The sequence below is a fragment of the Cobetia sp. MMG027 genome, assembly GCF_027947415.1.
Classification (GTDB): domain Bacteria; phylum Pseudomonadota; class Gammaproteobacteria; order Pseudomonadales; family Halomonadaceae; genus Cobetia; species Cobetia marina.
On sequence record NZ_JAQJIO010000003.1, the window covers coordinates 339,636 to 359,300 of the forward strand.

General features: G+C 63.0%; 15 protein-coding genes and 2 tRNA genes. 10 read left to right on the forward strand and 7 right to left on the reverse strand.

The window, feature by feature from the left end; all coding sequences use genetic code 11:
* Positions 1 to 402: 402 nt before the first annotated feature.
* Together dusA and PJK54_RS05490 are read right to left on the reverse strand one after the other, a co-directional pair.
* On the reverse strand, positions 403 to 1,410 hold the full coding sequence (gene dusA, locus PJK54_RS05485) for a tRNA dihydrouridine(20/20a) synthase DusA (protein ID WP_077379403.1): 1,008 nt from the start codon (positions 1,408 to 1,410) through the stop codon (positions 403 to 405).
* A gap of 148 nt (positions 1,411 to 1,558) precedes the next feature.
* On the reverse strand, positions 1,559 to 2,176 hold the full coding sequence (locus PJK54_RS05490) for a TetR/AcrR family transcriptional regulator (RefSeq protein WP_077379200.1): 618 nt from the start codon (positions 2,174 to 2,176) through the stop codon (positions 1,559 to 1,561).
* 273 nt (positions 2,177 to 2,449) lie between these two features.
* On the opposite strand from PJK54_RS05490, the gene PJK54_RS05495 reads away from it, so the two are divergent.
* From PJK54_RS05495 to PJK54_RS05505, 3 genes are all read left to right on the forward strand, one after another.
* The gene (locus tag PJK54_RS05495) at positions 2,450 to 3,004 is read left to right on the forward strand and encodes a carboxymuconolactone decarboxylase family protein (RefSeq protein WP_077379203.1); all 555 of its coding nucleotides are present in this window, start codon (positions 2,450 to 2,452) and stop codon (positions 3,002 to 3,004) included.
* A 798-nt stretch (positions 3,005 to 3,802) separates the two neighbouring features.
* Entirely contained in the window at positions 3,803 to 4,855 is a 1,053-nt protein-coding gene (gene corA / locus PJK54_RS05500) for a magnesium/cobalt transporter CorA (RefSeq protein WP_077379205.1), read from the forward strand.
* A 435-nt stretch (positions 4,856 to 5,290) separates the two neighbouring features.
* Positions 5,291 to 6,190, forward strand: coding sequence for a LysR family transcriptional regulator (locus PJK54_RS05505; protein ID WP_043333112.1), 900 nt, complete (start codon positions 5,291 to 5,293; stop codon positions 6,188 to 6,190).
* Between the two features lie 36 nt (positions 6,191 to 6,226).
* On the opposite strand, the gene PJK54_RS05510 is transcribed toward PJK54_RS05505, so the two are convergent.
* From PJK54_RS05510 to cydD, 3 genes are read right to left on the reverse strand one after another with little or no spacing between them, the layout of a single operon-like run.
* Positions 6,227 to 7,111 carry a short-chain dehydrogenase gene (locus PJK54_RS05510; RefSeq protein ID WP_271302420.1) on the reverse strand — a complete coding sequence of 295 codons (885 nt, stop codon included), beginning with the start codon at positions 7,109 to 7,111 and terminating at the stop codon, positions 6,227 to 6,229.
* Positions 7,112 to 7,136: 25 nt separating this feature from the next.
* Complete coding sequence (gene cydC, locus PJK54_RS05515) at positions 7,137 to 8,960, reverse strand: thiol reductant ABC exporter subunit CydC (protein WP_271302421.1); 1,824 nt, start codon at positions 8,958 to 8,960, stop codon at positions 7,137 to 7,139.
* On the reverse strand, positions 8,957 to 10,768 hold the full coding sequence (cydD, locus tag PJK54_RS05520; RefSeq protein ID WP_077379211.1) for a thiol reductant ABC exporter subunit CydD: 1,812 nt from the start codon (positions 10,766 to 10,768) through the stop codon (positions 8,957 to 8,959). The genes cydC and cydD overlap by 4 nt, the downstream gene beginning before the upstream one ends.
* 301 nt (positions 10,769 to 11,069) lie before the next feature.
* On the opposite strand from cydD, the gene gltX reads away from it, so the two are divergent.
* The 3 genes from gltX to PJK54_RS05535 all read left to right on the forward strand — a co-directional run bounded on the left by gltX (position 11,070) and on the right by PJK54_RS05535 (position 12,911).
* A complete protein-coding gene (gltX, locus tag PJK54_RS05525) occupies positions 11,070 to 12,545 on the forward strand; it encodes a glutamate--tRNA ligase (protein WP_077379213.1) in 1,476 nt (491 codons plus the stop codon).
* 196 nt (positions 12,546 to 12,741) lie between these two features.
* Positions 12,742 to 12,817 (forward strand) — tRNA-Ala (locus PJK54_RS05530).
* A gap of 18 nt (positions 12,818 to 12,835) precedes the next feature.
* Positions 12,836 to 12,911 (forward strand) — tRNA-Glu (locus tag PJK54_RS05535).
* A 575-nt stretch (positions 12,912 to 13,486) separates the two neighbouring features.
* Here the strand turns inward: PJK54_RS05535 and PJK54_RS05540 are convergent.
* Positions 13,487 to 14,374 carry an NAD(P)-dependent oxidoreductase gene (locus PJK54_RS05540; protein WP_077379215.1) on the reverse strand — a complete coding sequence of 296 codons (888 nt, stop codon included), beginning with the start codon at positions 14,372 to 14,374 and terminating at the stop codon, positions 13,487 to 13,489.
* A 239-nt stretch (positions 14,375 to 14,613) separates the two neighbouring features.
* Positions 14,614 to 15,900 (reverse strand): citrate synthase, encoded by a 1,287-nt coding sequence (gene gltA / locus PJK54_RS05545; protein ID WP_077379217.1) that lies wholly within the window; start codon positions 15,898 to 15,900, stop codon positions 14,614 to 14,616.
* A gap of 391 nt (positions 15,901 to 16,291) precedes the next feature.
* Between gltA and sdhC the strand changes: the two genes are divergently transcribed.
* From sdhC to PJK54_RS05565, 4 genes are all read left to right on the forward strand, one after another.
* Entirely contained in the window at positions 16,292 to 16,669 is a 378-nt protein-coding gene (sdhC, locus tag PJK54_RS05550; protein WP_043333108.1) for a succinate dehydrogenase, cytochrome b556 subunit, read from the forward strand.
* Positions 16,663 to 17,010, forward strand: a complete 348-nt coding sequence (gene sdhD / locus PJK54_RS05555) for a succinate dehydrogenase, hydrophobic membrane anchor protein (protein ID WP_077379219.1) — start codon at positions 16,663 to 16,665, stop codon at positions 17,008 to 17,010. The genes sdhC and sdhD overlap by 7 nt, the downstream gene beginning before the upstream one ends.
* 3 nt (positions 17,011 to 17,013) lie before the next feature.
* Complete coding sequence (gene sdhA / locus PJK54_RS05560; RefSeq protein ID WP_271302422.1) at positions 17,014 to 18,786, forward strand: succinate dehydrogenase flavoprotein subunit; 1,773 nt, start codon at positions 17,014 to 17,016, stop codon at positions 18,784 to 18,786.
* Positions 18,787 to 18,900: 114 nt separating this feature from the next.
* Positions 18,901 to 19,605: a succinate dehydrogenase iron-sulfur subunit gene (locus PJK54_RS05565; protein WP_077379223.1), complete on the forward strand. Its 705-nt coding sequence runs from the start codon at positions 18,901 to 18,903 to the stop codon at positions 19,603 to 19,605.
* The last annotated feature ends 60 nt before the right edge of the window (positions 19,606 to 19,665 follow it).

Here is a 19,665-nt window from a genome sequence, read left to right on the forward strand (position 1 = left end):
ACAGGTCTGTGGGGGAAGCCGGTGACGGAGCCGTTGTATGGCCGTCAACACGTCAGCACGACGTGACGATGACGTGACCTGTTGTTGTCCGCATGGTCAGTCATTCTGCGCGAGACGCCCTTGTCAGACAATCAAACGAAAGTCATGCATGTCATTGGTATTAAAGGAGTTATCAGCTTATACAGCGACGCAGGGTTGCGTGTTTCGGCATCTGTGAATGTTCTGTCATCGCGCCTTTCCCGATAGGGGCTGCCGGTCGCTGGATCGACGGATCGACGGCTCGTTGGGGACGTTGAGAACATGGGAATGCCAGAACGACGACACCCGGCACATGGGCCGGGTGTCAGTGGACGGTCTTCTGGAAATGCTGCGTTCCTGAGGAAAGGGGCAGAGGCTGCCGGATCAGGCCTGTTCGGCCTGAGTCTCGGGCCGGTGCTCCGGCACGCGGGCCATGGCGTCATCGATCACCTCGATGCCCGCACCCGGCTTGTGGGCGTTCTCGGAGACATGGCGGCGGAACTGGCGGCCGCCCGGCTGTCCCTGGAACAGCCCCAGCAGATGGCGGCTGATGTGATTGAGGCGCACGCCCTCGGCGAGACGCTTCTCGATGTAGGGGCGGAAGGCACGCAGCGCATCGTGGCGGCTGGTGTGCGGATTCTCGGCCTCGCCGTACAGCTCGCTGTCCACCGTCGCCAGCAACCAGGGGTTGTGGTACGCCTCACGGCCGACCATCACGCTGTCGACATGCTCCAGCTGCTCGTGCAGCTCATCCATCTGCTTGAGGCCGCCGTTGATGCCGATATGCAAGGACGGGTGCGCCTGCTTGAGACGGTGCACGCGGCCGTAGTTCAGCGGCGGCACATCGCGGTTCTCCTTCGGCGACAGGCCCTGCAGCCACGCCTTGCGCGCATGCACGCTGAAGGTCTTGCAGCCGGCGTCGGCCACGGTGGTGATGAAGCGCTCGAGATCGGCGTCCTCATCCTGATCATCGATCCCGATGCGGCACTTCACCGTCACCGGAATCTTCACCTGCGCCTGCATCGCCGCCACGCATTTGGCCACCAGCTCCGGATGGCCCATCAGGCAGGCACCGATCATGTTGTTCTGCACGCGATCGCTCGGGCAGCCGACATTCAGGTTCACCTCGTCATAGCCCCAGCTCTCGGCGATCGCCGCACACTCGGCCAGCGCCTGCGGGTCACTTCCGCCCAGCTGCAAGGCCAGCGGATGCTCCGTCTCGTCGTGGCCGAGGAAACGCTCGCGGTCCGGATTGAACAGCAATGCCCCGGTGGTCACCATCTCCGTGTACAGCAGCGTACGACGGCTCAACACGCGCGCGAAGGCGCGGTAGTCACGGGTCGTCCATTCCATCATCGGCGCGACGGAGAAGGTGCGGTCAATCGGTGTCATCGGCATGGCAGTCATATCGGCTGGTGTGGGAGCAGGGGACGGAGCATCAGGTGCAGGCGCTGTCGAGACAAGCGGGCGGTGATTCTAGCAGCATGTGAGGCGAAGCGCCGAGTCAGAGGGAGCCGTGAGCCAATGCTCCGCTCATGGCTCAATGCATGTTGTTGACCTTCAGCGCTTCGATATCCTGGGCGATGTCTTCGGCGAGCTGACGGACGGCTTCGCTTTCGCCTTCACGCTGGGCGTAGGCGCGCAGGCCCATGACTTCGGCCTGCAGGCGGCGACCGAGGCGTTCCGGCTGGTGAGCGGGGCGCTCGGGGTCGACGAGTTCACCGGCGTCGCGGGCGTCCGCGAAGGCCTGGCGGAAGCGGGCTTCCATGCCGGCGAGCAGTGTCTCGACCTTGTCGCGGGCGGCCTGTTCGCGCTCACCGAGTTCCAGCAGGCTCTTGGCCAGCATGCAGGCGCGTGACGGGACTTCGCTGTCACGCAGTCCGCCGAGCTTGCGGATGTAGGCGGCGAGGGCGGTCAAGGGCGAGTCGTGGCTGGCCATCAGACTTTCCATCTCGCGCAGGCTGCGCGCGGAGTAGCACTCCAGCGCTTCCTGGAAGAGGCCGTCCTTGCTGCCGAAGGTGGCGTAGATGCTGCCGGGACGCATGTCGAGCGCGCGCTCGATGTCCTTCAGCGAAGTGGCATGAAAGCCCTTCTGCCAGAAGAGATTCAGCGCCCGGTCGAGGGAGTCCTGGCGGTTGTGCAAGGTCGCGCGTGGCATGGCTGTCCTGACGATGGGGCTCGCGAGTGTCGCCTGACTCCACACAGTGTGGAGGGGAGGCTGATCCCGAGGAGCAAGGTATTGAGTGAGTACTCAATTTTAACTTGAATGACCGCTCAAATCCAGCTAGTGTGTCCCACGACAACGTAGTGAAGCGCATGAGCAGGTCTTTTTTTGAGCAATTGCTCATCATCATGGGTAGCGACGACGTTCACGACGCCTCCCCAGCCCTGCCATTGCGCTCATCTCGTCCATCATATTGAAGGAGTCATCATGACCGATTTCACGCTGCACACTGCCGATACCGCCCCGCAGGACAGCAAGCCGCTGCTCGACAAGTCCGTCAAGGCCTTCGGCATGGTGCCGGGTCTGCACGCCGTGATGGCAGAGGCGCCGGGCCTGCTGGAAGGCTATCAGGTACTGCACCAGCTGTTCCTCGACAGCAGCTTCAATGATGAAGAGACCACCGTGGTGTGGCAGACCATCAATGTCGAGCACAACTGTCACTATTGCGTGCCGGCACACACCGGTATCGCCAAGGCGATGAAGGTGGATGACGCCATCACCGAGGCGCTGCGCAACGAGACGCCGCTGCCGACCGAGCGCCTGGAAGCCCTGCGCACCTTCACGCTGGCCGTGGTGCGTGAGCGTGGTTTCGTCGATGACGCCACCGTGCAGACCTTCCTCGATGCCGGCTACACCAAGCGCAACGTGCTGGAAGTGGTTCTTGGCCTGTCCCAGAAGGTGATGAGCAACTACACCAATCACCTGGCCGAGACGCCGATCGACGAGCCGTTCAAGAAGTTCGAGTGGCACAAGCAGGGCTGAAGCCGCAGAACGGATGATGCATGACCTGCGAGGGGGGTGAAGCGCGCCGTCATTTAATCTTAATGAAAATATTTCTCATTAGTGTTGACGGACGCGTGCTCGCGACCTAATCTGGGGCCATCGCTTCCCCGCCATGGGCAGCGGTGCCCCGGTCAGTGGAGTCAGGCCCCTTTCCGGGAGGCTTCTCATCAGACGTTTTACGGTCCTTGCCAGCGGCTCCCCTCACGGGTGAGCCGCTTTTTTCATGCGCAAAAAAAGACGCCTCCTTCGCTTGCACGAGGGAGGCGTCCGGAAGCGCTTCTCGAGTCATTCGCTTTCCCTCTGCCAATGACAGGGAGGAAGGCTTGCGAGTCGAGCGGTGCTTCGTGCCCGCCAGAGTGTGGATGTCAGGTCCGAGGCGGGCGTCTCATCAGGCCAGTCACGACCTTGATATTCTGGCGGCATGATACGTCAGCTCATCGATGGAGGCCAGCTGTGATGGTGAGATAAACGCTGTCTCAATGATTAATGAAAATAATTCTCATTGGTATTGACGGGCGATCCGTCAGGGCATAATCTTGGGTCATCGCTTCCCGCCATGGAACGCGATGGCCAGAACAGCGGAGTCAGGCCCCTGTTCAGGTTTCTCCTCATCAAGCTAGTCACGGTCTTCGGGCGACTCTTCGAGTCGCCCTTTTTCTTGGCGGTGTCACGGCTGTCAGCGTCTGTCGCGCCTTTCTCCTGCCTCTGTCAGGCCCCGCACTCCCGGTATCTCGTCTAGAATGGCCCTTCCTTCAGGTCATTCACACGGGACCGTGCATGATTACCCTCTATCGCCTTCATGAAGACGGGCGCCTGCGTGGCGAGCAGATCGTGCTGCCCGACATGTCCGACAGCGAGGCGCCGCAGCTCGCCGACAGCCATGAGCAGGCCAGCGCCCTGCATGCCGAGCGGCTGGCCAGTGATGAGCTGGCACCTCCGGTACTGGTGCGTGGCGATGTGCTGTGGATCGACCTCTGCCAGCCCGATGAGGCCGAGCAGCGCTGGGTGAGCGAGCAGTTCAGCGTGGAGCTGCCGCAGATCGAGGAGCTCGAGGAGATCGAGTCGTCCTCGCGATTCTATCTGGCCGGCGATGGCATCCATGTCGTCTCGCTGTTTCCCCATCGCAGGGGGCGCGAACCGCAGACCGCCAACGTCGCCTTCCATCTGCATGGGCGGCAGCTGATCAGCATGCGTCACGAGGAGATCGGGCTGTTGCGGCTGTTCCGCAATCATCTGCGTCGCCAGCGCCTGAGTCCCCAGGATGGCTGGGACGTGCTGCTGGCATTGCTGGCGATGAAGGTCGATTACCTGGCCGATGAGATCGAGGACATCTATCGCGCGCTGGAGGTACTGGGCAAGCAGGCGGTGCACCCTGAATCGCTGGAGGACACCCTGCATGGCATCCTGCTGCAGGAGCGCTACAACGACAAGGTGCGCCAGGCCCTGCTGGACAGTCAGCGGCTGTTGCGTCAGCTGACGCGCCATCTGCCCGCCGAGCCGCATCACAAGGCTCGGCGTCAGGAAATTCGCGACATGCTGCGCGATGTGGATTCGCTCAATCCGCACACCACCTTCATCTTCGAGAAGGTCAACTTCCTGCTGGATGCCTCGATCGGTTTCACCAACCTCGACCAGAGCCGCATCATCAAGATCTTCTCGGTCGCGGCAGTGGTGTTCATGCCGCCGACCCTGATCGCCAGCATCTACGGCATGAACTTCCACTGGATGCCGGAGCTGGACAAGGACTGGGGCTATCCCTTCGCGCTGTGCCTGATGGGGGCATCGGCTCTCTCGACCTACCTGTTCTTCAAGTGGAAGAAGTGGTTGTAAGTCGCTGATCAAAGGCAAAAAAAAGCGCCTGGCGTCGTGAGACGGCCAGGCGCGCAAATAGCTTGCATTACTACACTGAAGATCGCCACCGAGGCCCGGGATGGGCCGACGGCGAAACCGCGCGTGCGGGTGTCGCCATGCAGACCAGTCACCGGGACCCGGTGGGATGAGCAGTGCAACTACCTGAGCGCGAACCTGAATCGCCTGACTGCGCCACGCAGGCCAGACGCTTCACGGTCTAGTCCGGAAGCAGACGGTCGATGCCGCGACGCGTCTGCTCCCGCATGTTCGAGGTGCCCAGTATAGGGCGACGCGCTTTGGAGAATAAGCGCGTACAATCGAAAACTAGGGTTTCCAATATGGAAACATGTTCGCGTGGTCACGCAGGACGCTCGTCAATGGGCGTCTGGAGCTGAATCAACTCTGGAGTATGGGATGGCGACGCTTGATGCCCTGCGGGTCTTCGTCGAGGTGGTACGAGCGGCGAGCTTCACGGCCGCCGCGAGACGCCTGGGAATTTCCAAGTCGCTGGCGTCCAAGCGCGTGGCGGCACTGGAGGAGCAGCTGGGGGTGAGTCTGATCAATCGCTCGACCCGCAAGCTGCACCTCACCGAGGCGGGGCGCATCTATTACGAGCACGGGCTGCGCATCCGCGAGGAGCTGGAATCCGCCGAGGCGCGGGTGCAGTCCGTCACCTCCCAGCCGATGGGCCAGCTCAAGGTCTCGGCGCAGGTGTCGTTCGGCTTCATGTATCTGGCCGCCCCGACCACCGCCTTCATGCGCCGTTATCCGGATGTCAGCGTCGAGATCCTGCTGGAGGATCAGCGCTTCGAGCCCATCGATGAGTCGGTGGATCTGGCGATTCGCATGGGGCCGTTGCCGGATTCCTCGATGGTCTCGCGGCCTCTGTGCAAGGTGGTCTATGGCCTGTATGCGGCACCGGATTATCTGGCGCGCGTCAATGCCCCGCCGGTGCAGCCGCAGGACATCCGCGCCTTCGATACCATCTTCTACGGCAATTACGATCTGGGTGCCCACTGGCGCTTCACGCTCAACGGGCAGCCCTTCGATGTGGAGCCGGAGTCGCGGCTGGTGATCAACAATCTGCTCGGCGTGGTGGAGGCGGCCAAGGCCGGTTTCGGTCTCGCCTATCTGCCGACCTTTTCCGCGCGTGCAGCAGTGGAAAGCGGTGAGCTGGTGCCGTTGCTGCAGCCCTACTGGAATGAGCACGGCTCGATGGTGGTGCTGTTCCGCTCGCGCAAGTACCTGCCCGACAAGACGCGTGCCTATCTGGACTTCATCACCGAATGGTTTCAGGAGCATCTGCAGCTCTGATCGCCCCCGCAGCCTCTCTCGCCCCCGCAGCTTCCGTCACCAGTCGATCGGCTCGCCGGCCCAGTCACGGAAGCCGCCGCTGTCCTCTGGCGACAGCTCACCCGCCACCCGCAGCAGGCGACGCGCCACGTAGCCTGGCGTGAACAGCTTGTGCTCGGGGACCCGCGCCTGAAAGGGGGCCGAAAGCCCGGTATCGGTGGTGCCCGGATGCAGCGCGACCAGCACAGCCTCGGGATTGCGGCGCGCGATCTCGATGGCGGCGGTCTTCAGCAGCATGTTGTGACTGGCCTTGCTGGCACGGTAGGCATACCAGCCGCCACTGCGGTTGTCGCTGATCGAGCCGACCCGCGCCGAGAGCGAGGCGAAGATCAGCGGCGTGCGCCGGCGCAGGCGTGGCGCGAGCATCCCCAGCAACAGGGCCGGGACGAAGGCATTGACCTGATGCAGGCGCGTCAGCGCGGCCATGTCGAGATCCTCGAGACGTTTCTCGGGCCACAGTGCCGCGTGCTGCTCAAAGGCTTCCTCATGCAGCAGCCCCATGGTGTTGAGGATCAGTGCCGGTGGCTGGCCTGGCCTGGGCTCGTTCTCCTCGTGCTTCTCCTTCTCCTTGTTCTCCTTCTCCTTGTTCTCTTCCTGCCCCGTGTCATCCAGTTGCTCGCGGAGCCAGTCTGCCAGCCGCGCCATGCCCTCGTCGGTGGTCAGGTCAGCCTGCAGTGAGGCAAGTGCGGGATGTGCCGGCAGACGCGAGACGTCACGGCTGACCGCCAGCACCCGGCCGCAGCGTTCGTGGGCGAGCAGCTCTTCGAGCATCGCGCGTCCGATACCGCCCCCGGCACCCGTCACCAGAGCGGTGAAGCCCTGTGGGAGGCGTGCAAAGGTGTCAGCGGCCAGTGGTTGATCCTTGAGTGTGGATTCCGTCATCGTCCCTCCCGCGATAGCGTTCAAGTCAGGCCTGATTCGTGGTGCGCGCCATCAGGCGTGCCAGCCGCGAGTCGGCCTGCAGTGTGGTCGGCGTGGCATCTTCCTTGAGTCTCCCTTCTTCCAGCAGTGCCAGACGCGCAAAGCGCTCAAGCCCCAGCGGCTGATGGGTGATCATGATCAGGCTGCGTCCCCGGCAGGCCGTGAGAATCGCGCTGATCACCCGCTCGGCACTCTCGCGATCCAGACCTTCACAGGGCTCGTCGAGCAGCACGATCGGGGCGGGCGAGAGCAGCGCCCGTGCCACGCCGAAGCGACGCAGCTGGCCTCCGGACAGCGAACGGCCCCCCTCATCCGGGAAACCGGCCAACCCCTGCGGCTGTCGGGCCAGCCACTCGCCAAGCCCCAGGCTTTCCAGCATGTGGATGAGTGTCTCATCACTGGCCTCAGGCGCGGCCAGGCGCAGATTGTCAGCGTAGCTTGCGCAGAACAGATGCGTGTCCTGCGGACAGACGGCGAAGCTTGCGCGCAGTGTGGCCTCGTCGAGCGACTCAAGCGCCACACCGCCCAGATGAATGCTGCCGGAATTCGGGGCATGGAAGCGGCTGAGCACTTCCAGCAGGGTGCTCTTGCCGCTGCCGGAGGGGCCAAGCAAGGCCAGATGCTCGCCCGCTGCCAGGCTCAGCGACAGCTGCTCAAGCACCTGAGTGTCGCCATGCGCGACATTCAGGTCATGGATCACCAGTTCATGCCCGACAGGCGTGGCGGCGGCGGAGTCCTCCGGAAACTGTGGCGCCGGGGTATCGGCCTGTACCTGGTTGAGGCGCGCGGCCGCCGACAGGCAGCGGCCCAGCCCCTGCCAGGCCAGCGGCAGGGGGGCGAGGGCTTCGAAGGCACCGAGGATCGCCAGCAGAAACAGCGCCAGCAGGCGGCCGTCGAGCAGCTCGCCGGCATGGGCGGTCACGTCACCGACAGCCGTCTGCGTCTGGGGCGCCATCTGCATGACGCCGAGTAGGGCGACCCCTGCCAGCGTCAGCCCCAGCAGGGTATGGCTCAGCCAGGTGACCAGCGCCTGACGACGCGCCTGGGAGCGCTCGATGCGATCACGCTCGGCCTGTTGCTCCGCCAGGCTGGCAAGTTCTGCCTGCCAGCGTCCGTAGATGACCAGCTCGCCCAGGCCCTGCAGTCGCTCCAGCAGACGGGCACGCAGGTGACTGGCGGAGGCCTGATGGCGCATGGCATCGCGGCTGCCAAGATGCCAGGCCAGCCACGGCACCAGCCCCCCGGTCAGCGCCAGCCCCAGCACGGTGATCAGCGCCAATGTCGGCGCGAAGACACCGATCAGCGTACCGGCGGCGAGGATGGCACACACCGCCACCAGTGACGGAATCAGCACGCGCACATAGAGGCTGTCGAGGGCATCGACATCCGCGCCCAGACGCGTCATCAGCTCGCCCTGCCCGGCACGCTGCAGAGCGGCGGGGGAGAGGGGTTCGATGGCGTCGAACAGACGACGACGCAGGCTGGCCAGCAGGCGCAGCGTGCCTTCGTGGGTGGTGACGCGCTCGCCATAGCGTCCGGCGGTGCGCGCCAGTGCCAGTCCGCGCACGCCAGCTGCGGGAGTGAAGAAGTTGAAGGCCTGGGTCGCCGCGACGCTCACGCCGGCCACGGCAGTCGCGGAAAGAAACCATCCCGACAGCGCCAGCAGCCCGGTGGCTGCCAGCAGGGTGATCAGCGCCAGCAGGGCACCGACACCCAGCCAGCCCCGGTGCTCGCGCATCAACGCCAGATAGGGACTCAGTTCGCCAAGCGATGGTGGCCGGGCGGTCGGGGGGACGACAGGGGGTGTCATGCATCACCTCGCGGGCTGGAGGCCTGCAGGTGCCGATCTTCCACCAGGCGGCCGCCTTCGAGACGGATCAGCCGCTGGCAGAGTGGCAGCAGTTCGGGACGATGCGTGAGCAGCAGCAGGGTGCGGTCTTCGCCGAGGCGTTGCAGTGCCCGGATCACGCGTGCCTCGCTCTCGGCATCCAGACTGGCGGTGGGTTCGTCCAGCAGCACCAGCGGCGCATCATGCAGGAAGGCGCGCGCCAGCGACAGGCGGCGTGCCTGCCCACCGGACAGTGGCTGACCGCCCTCGCCAAGCGGTGTCGCGAGTCCGTGGGGCAGGCTGGCGTGCCATGTGGACAGGTCGGCCTTGGCCAGCGCGGCCTCGAGTTCGTCGTCGCTGGCCTGAGGCTTCGCCAGTCGCAGGTTGTCGGCCAGCGTGCCGGACAGGACCACCGTTTCCTGGCCCACCCAGGTGGCCGTGCCGGCCGGGAGGCCCTGGGTCAAGGGATGTCCATTCAGAGACAGCATGCCGTCGGCGACCTCGACGAAGCCCAGCAGCAGGTTGAGCAGTGTCGACTTGCCTGCCCCCGAAGAGCCGGTGATGGCGATTCGTTCACCGGCGGCGATCTGCAGTGACAGCGGGCCCAGCGCGGGGGGCGTGTCCGGGAGCTGGCCGGCATGGCGCACGCTCACGTCCTGCAATCTCAGGGCGCTGAAGGTGATGGGGCGGGTCGCGCTCCGGGGTGGCGCGGTGTTCACGTCGTCAGGCGTCTGCTGACGGGAGAAGGGGGTGGCACCGACGATCGGCACCAGGTCGAGCGCGGCCGCTTCGGCCTCGGCCTTGGCGTGATAGTGCACGCCCAGCTCGCGCAGCGGCTGATAGAACTCGGGCGCCAGCACCAGAATGAACAGGGCGGTCTGCAGCGTCAGCGGTGCCTCGTCCCAGGTGCCGAACTGCAGATGACCGAGGAAGTGAAAGCCGAGATAGACCGCCAGCAGCGCGATGGACACGGCGGTAAAGAATTCCAGCACCGTGGAGGACAGGAAGGCGAGGCGCAGCACGCGCATGGTGCGCTTGCGAAAGGCGTGGCTGACGGCCTCGACCTGGGCGCCGCGTCTGGCGCTGCCGAACAGCTTGAGCGTCTTCAGGCCGGTGAGCAGGTCCATGAAGTGGCGTCCCATGCGGTCCATCTCCTGGAATTGCTCGCGGGAGCGCTTGCGCGCCGCGATCCCGACCAGAATCATGAAGATGGGCACCAGCGGGGCGGTGATCGCCAGAATCAGGCCCGCCGCCCAGTTGAGCGGAAAGACGACCGCCAGCAGCAGCAACGGGATGAGCCCGGCCAGGCGAGTCTGGGGGCGAAAATCGGCGTAATAGCCATGCAGCGACTCGACCTGGTCCCAGACACGGTTGGCGAGGCTGGCGCGGTGCTGGCGATGCACCCACAGCGGGCCGAGTTCGGCGAAGCGCTGCAATAGACGCTCTCGCAGGCGGCGACGGATCTGCTGACTGGCACGGGTGCCAGCGTAGCTGCGCAGCCCGCCAAGCGCGCCTCGCAGCGAGAGGCTGGCGGCGAGTACCGCGATGGCCGGCCACAGTGTCATGAGCGACTCGCGCTCGATCGCCACGCCCTGGGCGAGGCGCGCGATGCTCCACGCCTGTGCCAGCAGCACCAGGGTCGAGAGCAGGGCGCAGCCGATGGCGATGTTCGGCCAGTGGCCGCCAGCTCGGGCCAGGGTCTCCAGCCAGCGGCGTGGCACGAACTCAGGCGACGAGGCGTCAGCGTCAAGGGGGGAGGCAACATCAGACGAGGCGGTGGTTCGGGACATGCTGGCTCCTGCCGGTGGTGGCAGAGGGGATGGTGAGAAGGCGCGGGCGCCAGGCGTCACGGCGGACGATCATCGGGCGTCAGCTTACCGCCGTGGAGGCGTTGGCACACGGTGACGCACTGTCGCACATCTTCACCTTGCGTATAATATGCCCCCAGTACAGGCTGCCGAATTGAAGCGTGTTGGCCGGGCACCACTTGCCAGGCTGGTTCGAGATCTTGTCGCGCCTCGCGCCCGACCGTCATCTCGAGACGCTTTTCGACACCCTTCTTGACACTCCCCCTGAAATACTGGACTCCACATGACCGTTCGTACGCGTATCGCACCGTCGCCGACTGGTGATCCCCACGTCGGCACTGCCTATATCGCCCTGTTCAATCAGTGCTTCGCTCGTCAGCACGGTGGCGAGTTCATTCTGCGTATCGAGGATACCGATCAGACCCGCTCCACCGGTGAGTCCGAGCAGATGATTCTCGACTCGCTGCGCTGGCTGGGCATCGAATGGTCGGAAGGTCCGGATGTCGGCGGCCCCCATGGTCCGTATCGCCAGAGCGAGCGTGGCGACATCTATGCCGCGCATTGCCAGCAACTGATCGATGCCGGCCACGCCTTCAAGTGCTTCCGCACCAGTGAGGAGCTGGATGAGCTGCGTGACTCCCGCAAGGCCGAGGGTCTGCACATGGCGCTCAAGCCGTCCGATCTCGCCCTGCCGGCCGAGGAAGTGGCACGTCGTGAAGCGGCGGGTGCGCCCTTCGTCATCCGCATGAACGTACCGGAAAGCGGTACCTGTGTGGTCAAGGACATGCTGCGCGGCGAGATCGAGGTCGACTGGGCCCAGGTCGATGCGCAGATCCTGCTCAAGTCCGATGGCATGCCGACCTACCATCTGGCCAATGTGGTGGATGATCACCTGATGGAGATCACCCACGTGATGCGCGGTGAGGAGTGGATCAACTCGGCGCCCAAGCATCAGCTGCTGTATGAGTACTTCGGCTGGCAGATGCCGGAGCTTTGCCACATGCCGCTGCTGCGCAATCCGGACAAGACCAAGCTGTCCAAGCGCAAGAACCCGACGTCCATCCTGTATTACCGCCGCATGGGCTATCTGCCGGCAGCCGTGATCAACTATCTCGGGCGTCTCGGCTGGTCCATGCCGGACGAGCGCGAGAAGTTCACGTTGAGCGAGATGCAGGAGCACTTCGACATCCAGCGCGTCTCCCTTGGCGGCCCGGTGTTTGATGTCGAGAAGCTCAGCTGGCTGAACGGTCTCTACATCCGTGATCTGTCCGAGGACGAGCTGCTGAGCGAGCTGCGTCAATGGGCCTTCAACGAGTCCTACGTCAAGCAGATCCTGCCGGAAGTGAAGCCGCGCATCGAGACGCTGTCCGAGGCGATTCCGCTGGCGGGGCACTTCTTCTCCGGACTGCCGGCCATCACGCCGGACGACTTCGCCAAGGCCAAGCTTCAGGGCGAAGATCTGGTGCGTCAGATGCAGTTCCTGACCTGGAAGCTCGAGGCCGTGAGCACCTGGGACAAGGAGCACCTGCTGGCGGAAGTGAAGCTGCTGTCCGAGCACTTCGAACTCAAGATGAAGGACTTCCTGGCGCCGGTGTTCGTGGCAGTGACTGGCTCGGCGACCTCCACCTCGGTGATGGATGCGATGGTCATTCTCGGTTCCGACATGACTCGTGCACGTCTGCGTCATGCCGTGGCAGTGCTGGGCGGCGTCTCCAAGAAGGCTGCCAAGCGCTTCGAGAAGGAATATCGCGAGCTGTAAGGGTGTCAGTGATGCCTGAAGGGCCCCCATGGCGAACGTGTGTCATGGGGGCATGCGCTGCAGCAGGGCGCTGAGCCTTCTCAAGGCGCTGTCGGACTGCCCTGGTGGCCCTGATGAGGCGCGCGACGGAATTGTGTGAAAAAGAAGTTGACGACTACGAGGCGGGTCAGTAATATACGCCTCGTTCTTGAGAGACGGGGCCTTAGCTCAGCTGGGAGAGCGCAACACTGGCAGTGTTGAGGTCAGCGGTTCGATCCCGCTAGGCTCCACCAAGTTTCTCAAGCGACTGCGTCCCATTCGTCTAGTGGTCCAGGACACCGCCCTTTCACGGCGGTAACAGGGGTTCGAACCCCCTATGGGACGCCACTCTTCTGACATCTCGAGTCGCCTGTGATGGCCTCGGGAAGTCAACAAAAAGCACACCTTGCGGGGTGTGTTTTTTTTGTCTCTGATTTCGGCTTATGCACAGCCGGTGTGTCGCCCGAAACGCATGTTATCCCCAAGTCGCCCTTGACATCGCTGTTGTGTTGTCCACTGCGCGGCCAGGACGTGAACTTTCCTCATACTCCCCCTCGAAGTGCGGCCATCCGGTCTGCGCTTGCTCCTGCATGCCAAAATTTTCTTTTATATCAATGGCTTATAAGCTGGTTAAAAATTGTGCAATCTGTTGGTAAGCCCGCTGTCATGCAGGTTGGAAGCGCTTGTCTAAGGGTTATCAACGAGGTTATCCACAGATAGTGTGGAAAAAGGCAGCGCAGCGTGACGGTGACAGGGTTGTTGCAATGCGGCATCAAGAAAGCGCCGATTCCAACGTCTCGCTGACGCTGGAATCGGCGCTTTTCATCGGGCGGCTTGCACGGCTAGCAGGACGTCATTCGTTCAGTGCCTGATTCGCTGCGCGATGACGCGGGCGAGGCCGCTTCGAGAGGGGAGGGCTCGCCTCATCTGGCCAGGCGCTTGAGCAGCGAGGAGGTGTCCCAGCGGCCGCCCCCCATGCTCTGGACGTCGGCATAGAACTGATCGACCAGCGCCGTCACCGGCAGGCTTGCCTCGATGCGGCGTGCCTCCGCCAGACAGATGTCGAGGTCCTTGCGCATCCAGTCGACGGCGAAGCCGTGCTCGTACTCATCGCGGATCATGGTGGCGTGTCGGTTCTCCATCTGCCACGAGCCCGCTGCGCCCTTGGAGATCACCTCGATCACCGCCTCACGATCCAGTCCCGCCTGCTCGGCGAAGTGCAGTCCCTCGGAGAGCGCCTGAACCAGTCCGGCGATGCAGATCTGGTTGACCATCTTGGTGGTCTGGCCGGCGCCGGTCTCCCCGATACGCTTCACCATGCGCCCGTAATGCGCCAGTACCGGTGCTGCGCGCTCGTAATCTTGCGGGTCACCGCCGCACATGATGGTCAGCGCGCCATTGATGGCCCCCTGCTGGCCGCCAGACACGGGGGCGTCCACGAAGCCGACCGAATGCTCGCGCGCCGCCACGGACAGCTCTCGCGCCAGATCAGCGCTGGCCGTGGTGTGATCCACCAGCAGTCCTCCCTCCGACAGTCCGGCCAGTACGCCATCGGCGCCGTAGGTGACGCTGCGCACGTCATCATCATTGCCGACGCACATCAGCACGATCTCGGCGCCTTCCGCGGCTTCTCGCGGCGTGGCGTGATGGGTGCCGCCGTACTCCTCGCACCACTGTTCGGCGCGCGAGCGGGTCCGGTTGTAGACGCGCACTTCCCATCCTGCGCGTGTCAGGTGGCCGGCCATGGGGTGACCCATGACGCCGAGTCCGATGAAGGCGGCAATGCGTGGCGTTGCGTGTGTCTCTGACATACGAAGGGCTCCTGGCCATCTATCAGCGAAAGGCGGACTTGCTGGGCATGACGGCGGTGTCGGTACCGCGTGACATTACGCTAGCACGTCTGGCGTGGGGCGAGGGACTGTATATGACTGATGGCTTGTGCAGGAGGGGTGGCAGGGGCGTGAGGCAGGCGAGCAGGGTAGGGGCGTCAGCAACGAAAAAACCGCCTCCTGAGAGGCGGTTTCGGTCGGCTGCCGGGGTGCGACGTGGCTTACTTGGCCGGGTAGTCGCGCTGCGGGTGGCCGGTGTAGAGCTGGCGCGGGCGGCCGATACGATGGCCGCCAGCGATCATCTCGTTCCAGTGGGAGATCCAGCCGATGGTGCGTGACATGGCGAAGATGACCGTGAACATGTTGGTCGGGATGCCGATCGCCTTGAGGATGATGCCGGAGTAGAAGTCGACATTCGGGTACAGCTTGCGCTCGATGAAGTACTCGTCTTCCAGTGCGATCTGCTCCAGACGCTTGGCGATCTTGAGTTGCGGATCGTCGGCCATGCCCAGCTGCTCCAGCACCTCGTCACAGGTCTCCTTCATGACCTTGGCGCGCGGATCGAAGTTGCGATAGACGCGGTGACCGAAGCCCATCAGCTTGAACGGGTCATCCTTGTCCTTGGCCTTGTCGATGAAGCGCTGGATGTTCTCCTCGGAATCCTCACCGATCTCATCGAGCATGTTGAGCACGGCCTCGTTGGCGCCGCCGTGTGCCGGGCCCCAGAGTGCCGCGATGCCGGCGCTGATGCAGGCGAACGGATTGGCACCGGTGGAGCCTGCCAGACGCACGGTGGAGGTCGAGGCATTCTGCTCGTGGTCGGCGTGGAGCATGAAGATGGTGTCCATCGCCTTGGCGAACACCGGGTTGATCTTGTACTCCTCACACGGATTGCCGAACATCATGTACAGGAAGTTCTCGCCGTAGGAGAGGTCATTGCGCGGGTACATGAACGGCTGGCCAATGTTGTACTTGTGGCACATGGCCGCAAGGGTCGGCATCTTGGCGATCAGGCGCACCGCACTGACGTAGCGTTCCTTCTCGTTGTTGATGTTCAGATTGTCGTGATAGAAGGCGGCCAGGCCACCGACGACGCCACACAGGATCGCCATCGGGTGGGCATCACGACGGAAGCCCTTGAAGAAGTTGACGATCTGCTCGTGCACCATGGTGTGGTTGCCGATCAGTTGCGCGAACTTGTCGTACTCTTCCTTGTTCGGCAGCTCTCCGAACAGCAGCAGGTAGCACAGCTCTATATAGTTGGAGCTCTTGGCCAGCTGGTCGATGGGGTAGCCGCGATGCAGCAGGACGCCTTTCTGGCCATCGATGAAGGTGATGGAAGATTCGCAGGCGGCGGTGGAGACGAAGCCCGGGTCGTAGGTGAACATGCCTTCGGCGGTCAGGCCGCGGACATCGATGACGTCCTGGCCGAGCGTGCCGGAATAGACCGGAAATTCGATGGTCTTGTCGATACCGTCTACCGTCAGTGTCGCTTTCTTGTCAGTCATGCCGACCTCCTCATTATTCGCGTAACTCTTTGACTTGCTTGCCATGCCGGGCTTGCATCAATCCCGCCCACTATAGAAGCCCGCCAAAGATTGTCAATTCGCCACTCGGCGTAGAGACGTGCGATGCTGCGCTGTGCGTCAGTTTCCCGACGTTTGTCGTTCCATGCCCTTCAGGTTGCGTCCTGATCGCCGCATTTTGTGCAATTCGTGGTTGCGGCTATGCGACGTCGTGTCATTTGTCATGCCAATGGCCAACCCCTATAATCCTCCGTCGCGCGACTGGCGGGAAATTCGGCTCGGTACCGTGGATGGCCTGCGCCCGAGACCCTTCCTCAAACCACCGCCCCTGCGGGCTTGCGTCCGTGTTGGGCCAAGAGAGTGTGTAAGAGCCGTGAATAGCAAACGACCCGTAAATCTCGATCTGACGACGATCAAATTCCCTCTCCCTGCCCTTACTTCAATCACTCACCGTATTACCGGCGTGATTCTGTTCGTGGGCCTGGTGTTCGCGTTGTGGGCACTCGATGCCTCGCTGTCCTCCCCGGAAGGGTTCGAGGCAGTGCGTGACACCCTGGCAACCAATTTCCTTGCCAAGATCGTGGCCTGGGGCCTGCTGTCTGCCCTCGGTTTCCATTTCGTGGCAGGTATCAAACACCTGCTGATGGACATGGATATTGGTGTCGAACTTGAAAGTGCGAATCGCAAGGCGCAGGTCACTGTCGTGATCAGTGCCGTTCTCGTGGTCCTGGCGGGAGTCTGGGTATGGTAAACAACATCACCAATTTCAGTCGCAGTGGTCTGTCTGACTGGGTACTGCAGCGTGTGTCTGCCGTGGTTCTGGCAGCCTATTCCGTGTTCATGGTCGGCTATCTCCTGCTGCACCCGAACCTCGATTACGCCACCTGGAGTGGTCTGTTCGAGAACACGGCAATGCGCATCTTCTCTCTGATGGCATTCATCGCGATTGCCGCACACGCCTGGATCGGTCTGTGGACCGTGGCGACCGATTACATGAAGCCGACCGCGCTGCGCTTCGGTTTCCAGGTCTTCGTCATCCTTGCGTTGTTCATCTTCTTGGTCTGGGGCGTTCAAGTCCTGTGGGGAGCCTGATACATGTCCACCATGCGTAGCCTGACATTCGACGCGATCATCATCGGCGGCGGCGGCGCTGGCCTGCGTGCCGGTCTCGAACTGTCCCAGTCCGGCAAGAAGACTGCCGTGCTGTCCAAGGTCTTCCCGACCCGCTCGCACACTGTCTCTGCCCAGGGCGGTATCACCTGTGCCATCGCCTCTGCTGATCCGAACGACGATTGGCGCTGGCACATGTATGACACCGTCAAGGGCGGCGATTACATCGCTGACCAGGACGCGGCTGAATACATGTGTACCGAAGGCCCGAAGGCGGTCTTCGAGCTGGAGCACATGGGTCTGCCGTTCTCTCGCTTCGACAATGGCCGCATCTATCAGCGTCCGTTCGGTGGCCAGTCCAAGGACTTCGGCAAGGGTGGCCAGGCAGCACGTACGTGCGCCGCGGCTGACCGTACCGGCCACGCGCTGCTGCACACGCTGTATCAGGCCAACCTGAAAAACGGCACCGTCTTCCTCGACGAGTGGTACGCCATCGATCTGGTCAAGAATGCCAACGGCGACATCGTCGGCGTGATTGCCCTGTGCATCGAGACTGGCGAGACCGTCGTCGTCAAGTCCAAGGCCACCGTTCTGGCCACCGGTGGTGCGGGCCGTATCTACGCCTCCACCACCAATGCCCTGATCAACACCGGTGACGGTATCGGCATGGCACTGCGTGCCGGCCTGCCGGTCCAGGACATGGAAATGTGGCAGTTCCACCCGACCGGTATCCACGGTGCGGGCGTGCTGGTCACGGAAGGCTGCCGTGGTGAAGGTGGCTACCTGGTCAACAAGGACGGCGAGCGCTTCATGGAGCGTTACGCGCCGAATGCCAAGGACCTCGCGGGTCGTGACGTCGTCGCGCGCTCCATGGTCATGGAGATCCTCGAAGGTCGTGGTTGTGGCGAGAATGGCGATCACGTCTTCCTGAAGCTGGATCACCTCGGTGAGGAAGTGCTCAACAAGCGCCTGCCGGGTATCTCCGAGCTGTCCAAGACCTTCGCGCACGTCGATCCGACCAACGCGCCGATCCCGGTCGTGCCGACCTGTCACTACATGATGGGCGGTATCGCCACCAACGTGCACGGTCAGGCCATCGCGCAGAACGAAGACGGCACCGACCGCATCGTCAACGGCCTCTATGCCGTGGGTGAAGTGGCCTGCGTCTCCGTTCACGGTGCCAACCGTCTGGGCGGCAACTCGCTGCTGGATCTGGTTGTCTTCGGCCGCGCGGCAGGCAAGTACATCGAGAGCGCGCTCAACGAAGGCATCGAGTACCTCGAGCCGACCCAGAACGACATCGATTCTGCCCTGGTGCGTCTGAATCGCTGGAACGAGTCCGAAAGCGGCGAGTCCGTGCCGGAACTCAAGCGCGAACTGCAGCAGATCATGCAGAACTCCTTCGGCGTCTTCCGTCAGGAAGACAAGATGGAAGAAGGCGTCAAGCAGCTGTCCGAGCTGCGTGAGCGTATCGCCAAGGCGGGTCTGGCTGACAAGTCCCAGGTCTTCAATACCGCGCGTATCGAAGCCCTTGAGCTGGACAACCTGATGGAAGTGGCGGAAGCCACCGCCATTGCGGCCCTGACCCGCAAGGAAAGCCGTGGTGCCCACTCCCGTTACGACTTCCCGGATCGTGATGACGAGAACTGGCTCAAGCACTCTCTGTTCTTCCCGAACGAGAAGCGTGTCGGCAAGCGTGACGTGAACTTCGCGCCGAAGACCGTCGAGCGTTTCGAGCCGAAGATTCGTACCTACTGAGTCTGACAAGCACCAGTTCGCACTCGCTCGAGTTCACGCTCGCTTGAGTTCGCCGTGATCCAGGTGCGTGCAGGGCATCGCACGCACCTGACCCGTTTGCCCGGAGGGGAAACCATGCTTCAGGTATCCATATACCGCTACAACCCTGAAACCGATACTGCGCCGTACATGCAGGAGTTTCAGGTCGACACCCAGGGCCGTGACCTGATGGTGTTGAACGTGATGGAAATGCTCAAGGAACAGGACAGCTCGCTGGCCTATCGTCGCAGCTGCCGCGAAGGTGTCTGTGGTTCCGACGGCATGAACATGAACGGCAAGAACGGCCTGACCTGTGTCACCGCGCTGTCCGAAGTCGTCAAGGACAACAAGCTGGTGCTGCGTCCGTTGCCGGGCCTGCCGGTCGTGCGTGACCTGGTCGTCGACATGAGCCTGTTCTACAAGCAGTACGAGCGCATCCAGCCGTACCTGCTCAACGACACGCCGGCCCCGGCCATCGAGCGTCTGCAGTCGCCGGAAGACCGCGACAAGCTCGACGGTCTCTATGAATGCATCCTGTGTGCCTGCTGCTCGACGGCCTGCCCGTCCTTCTGGTGGAACCCGGACAAGTTCGTCGGTCCGAGTGGTCTGCTGCAGGCCTATCGCTTCCTGGCCGACTCGCGTGACACGGCCACCAAGGAGCGTCTGAGCGAACTGGACGACCCGTTCTCCGTATTCCGCTGTCGCGGAATCATGAATTGTGTCGCGGTTTGCCCGAAAGGTCTGAACCCGACACGTGCCATCGGCAAGATTCGTGAGCTTTTGCTGGCAAACGCCACTTAAAAGCCGAGCGCTAGCTTGTTATGATTGCACGTCAGCTGCGGCAGGGTGTCACACCTTGTC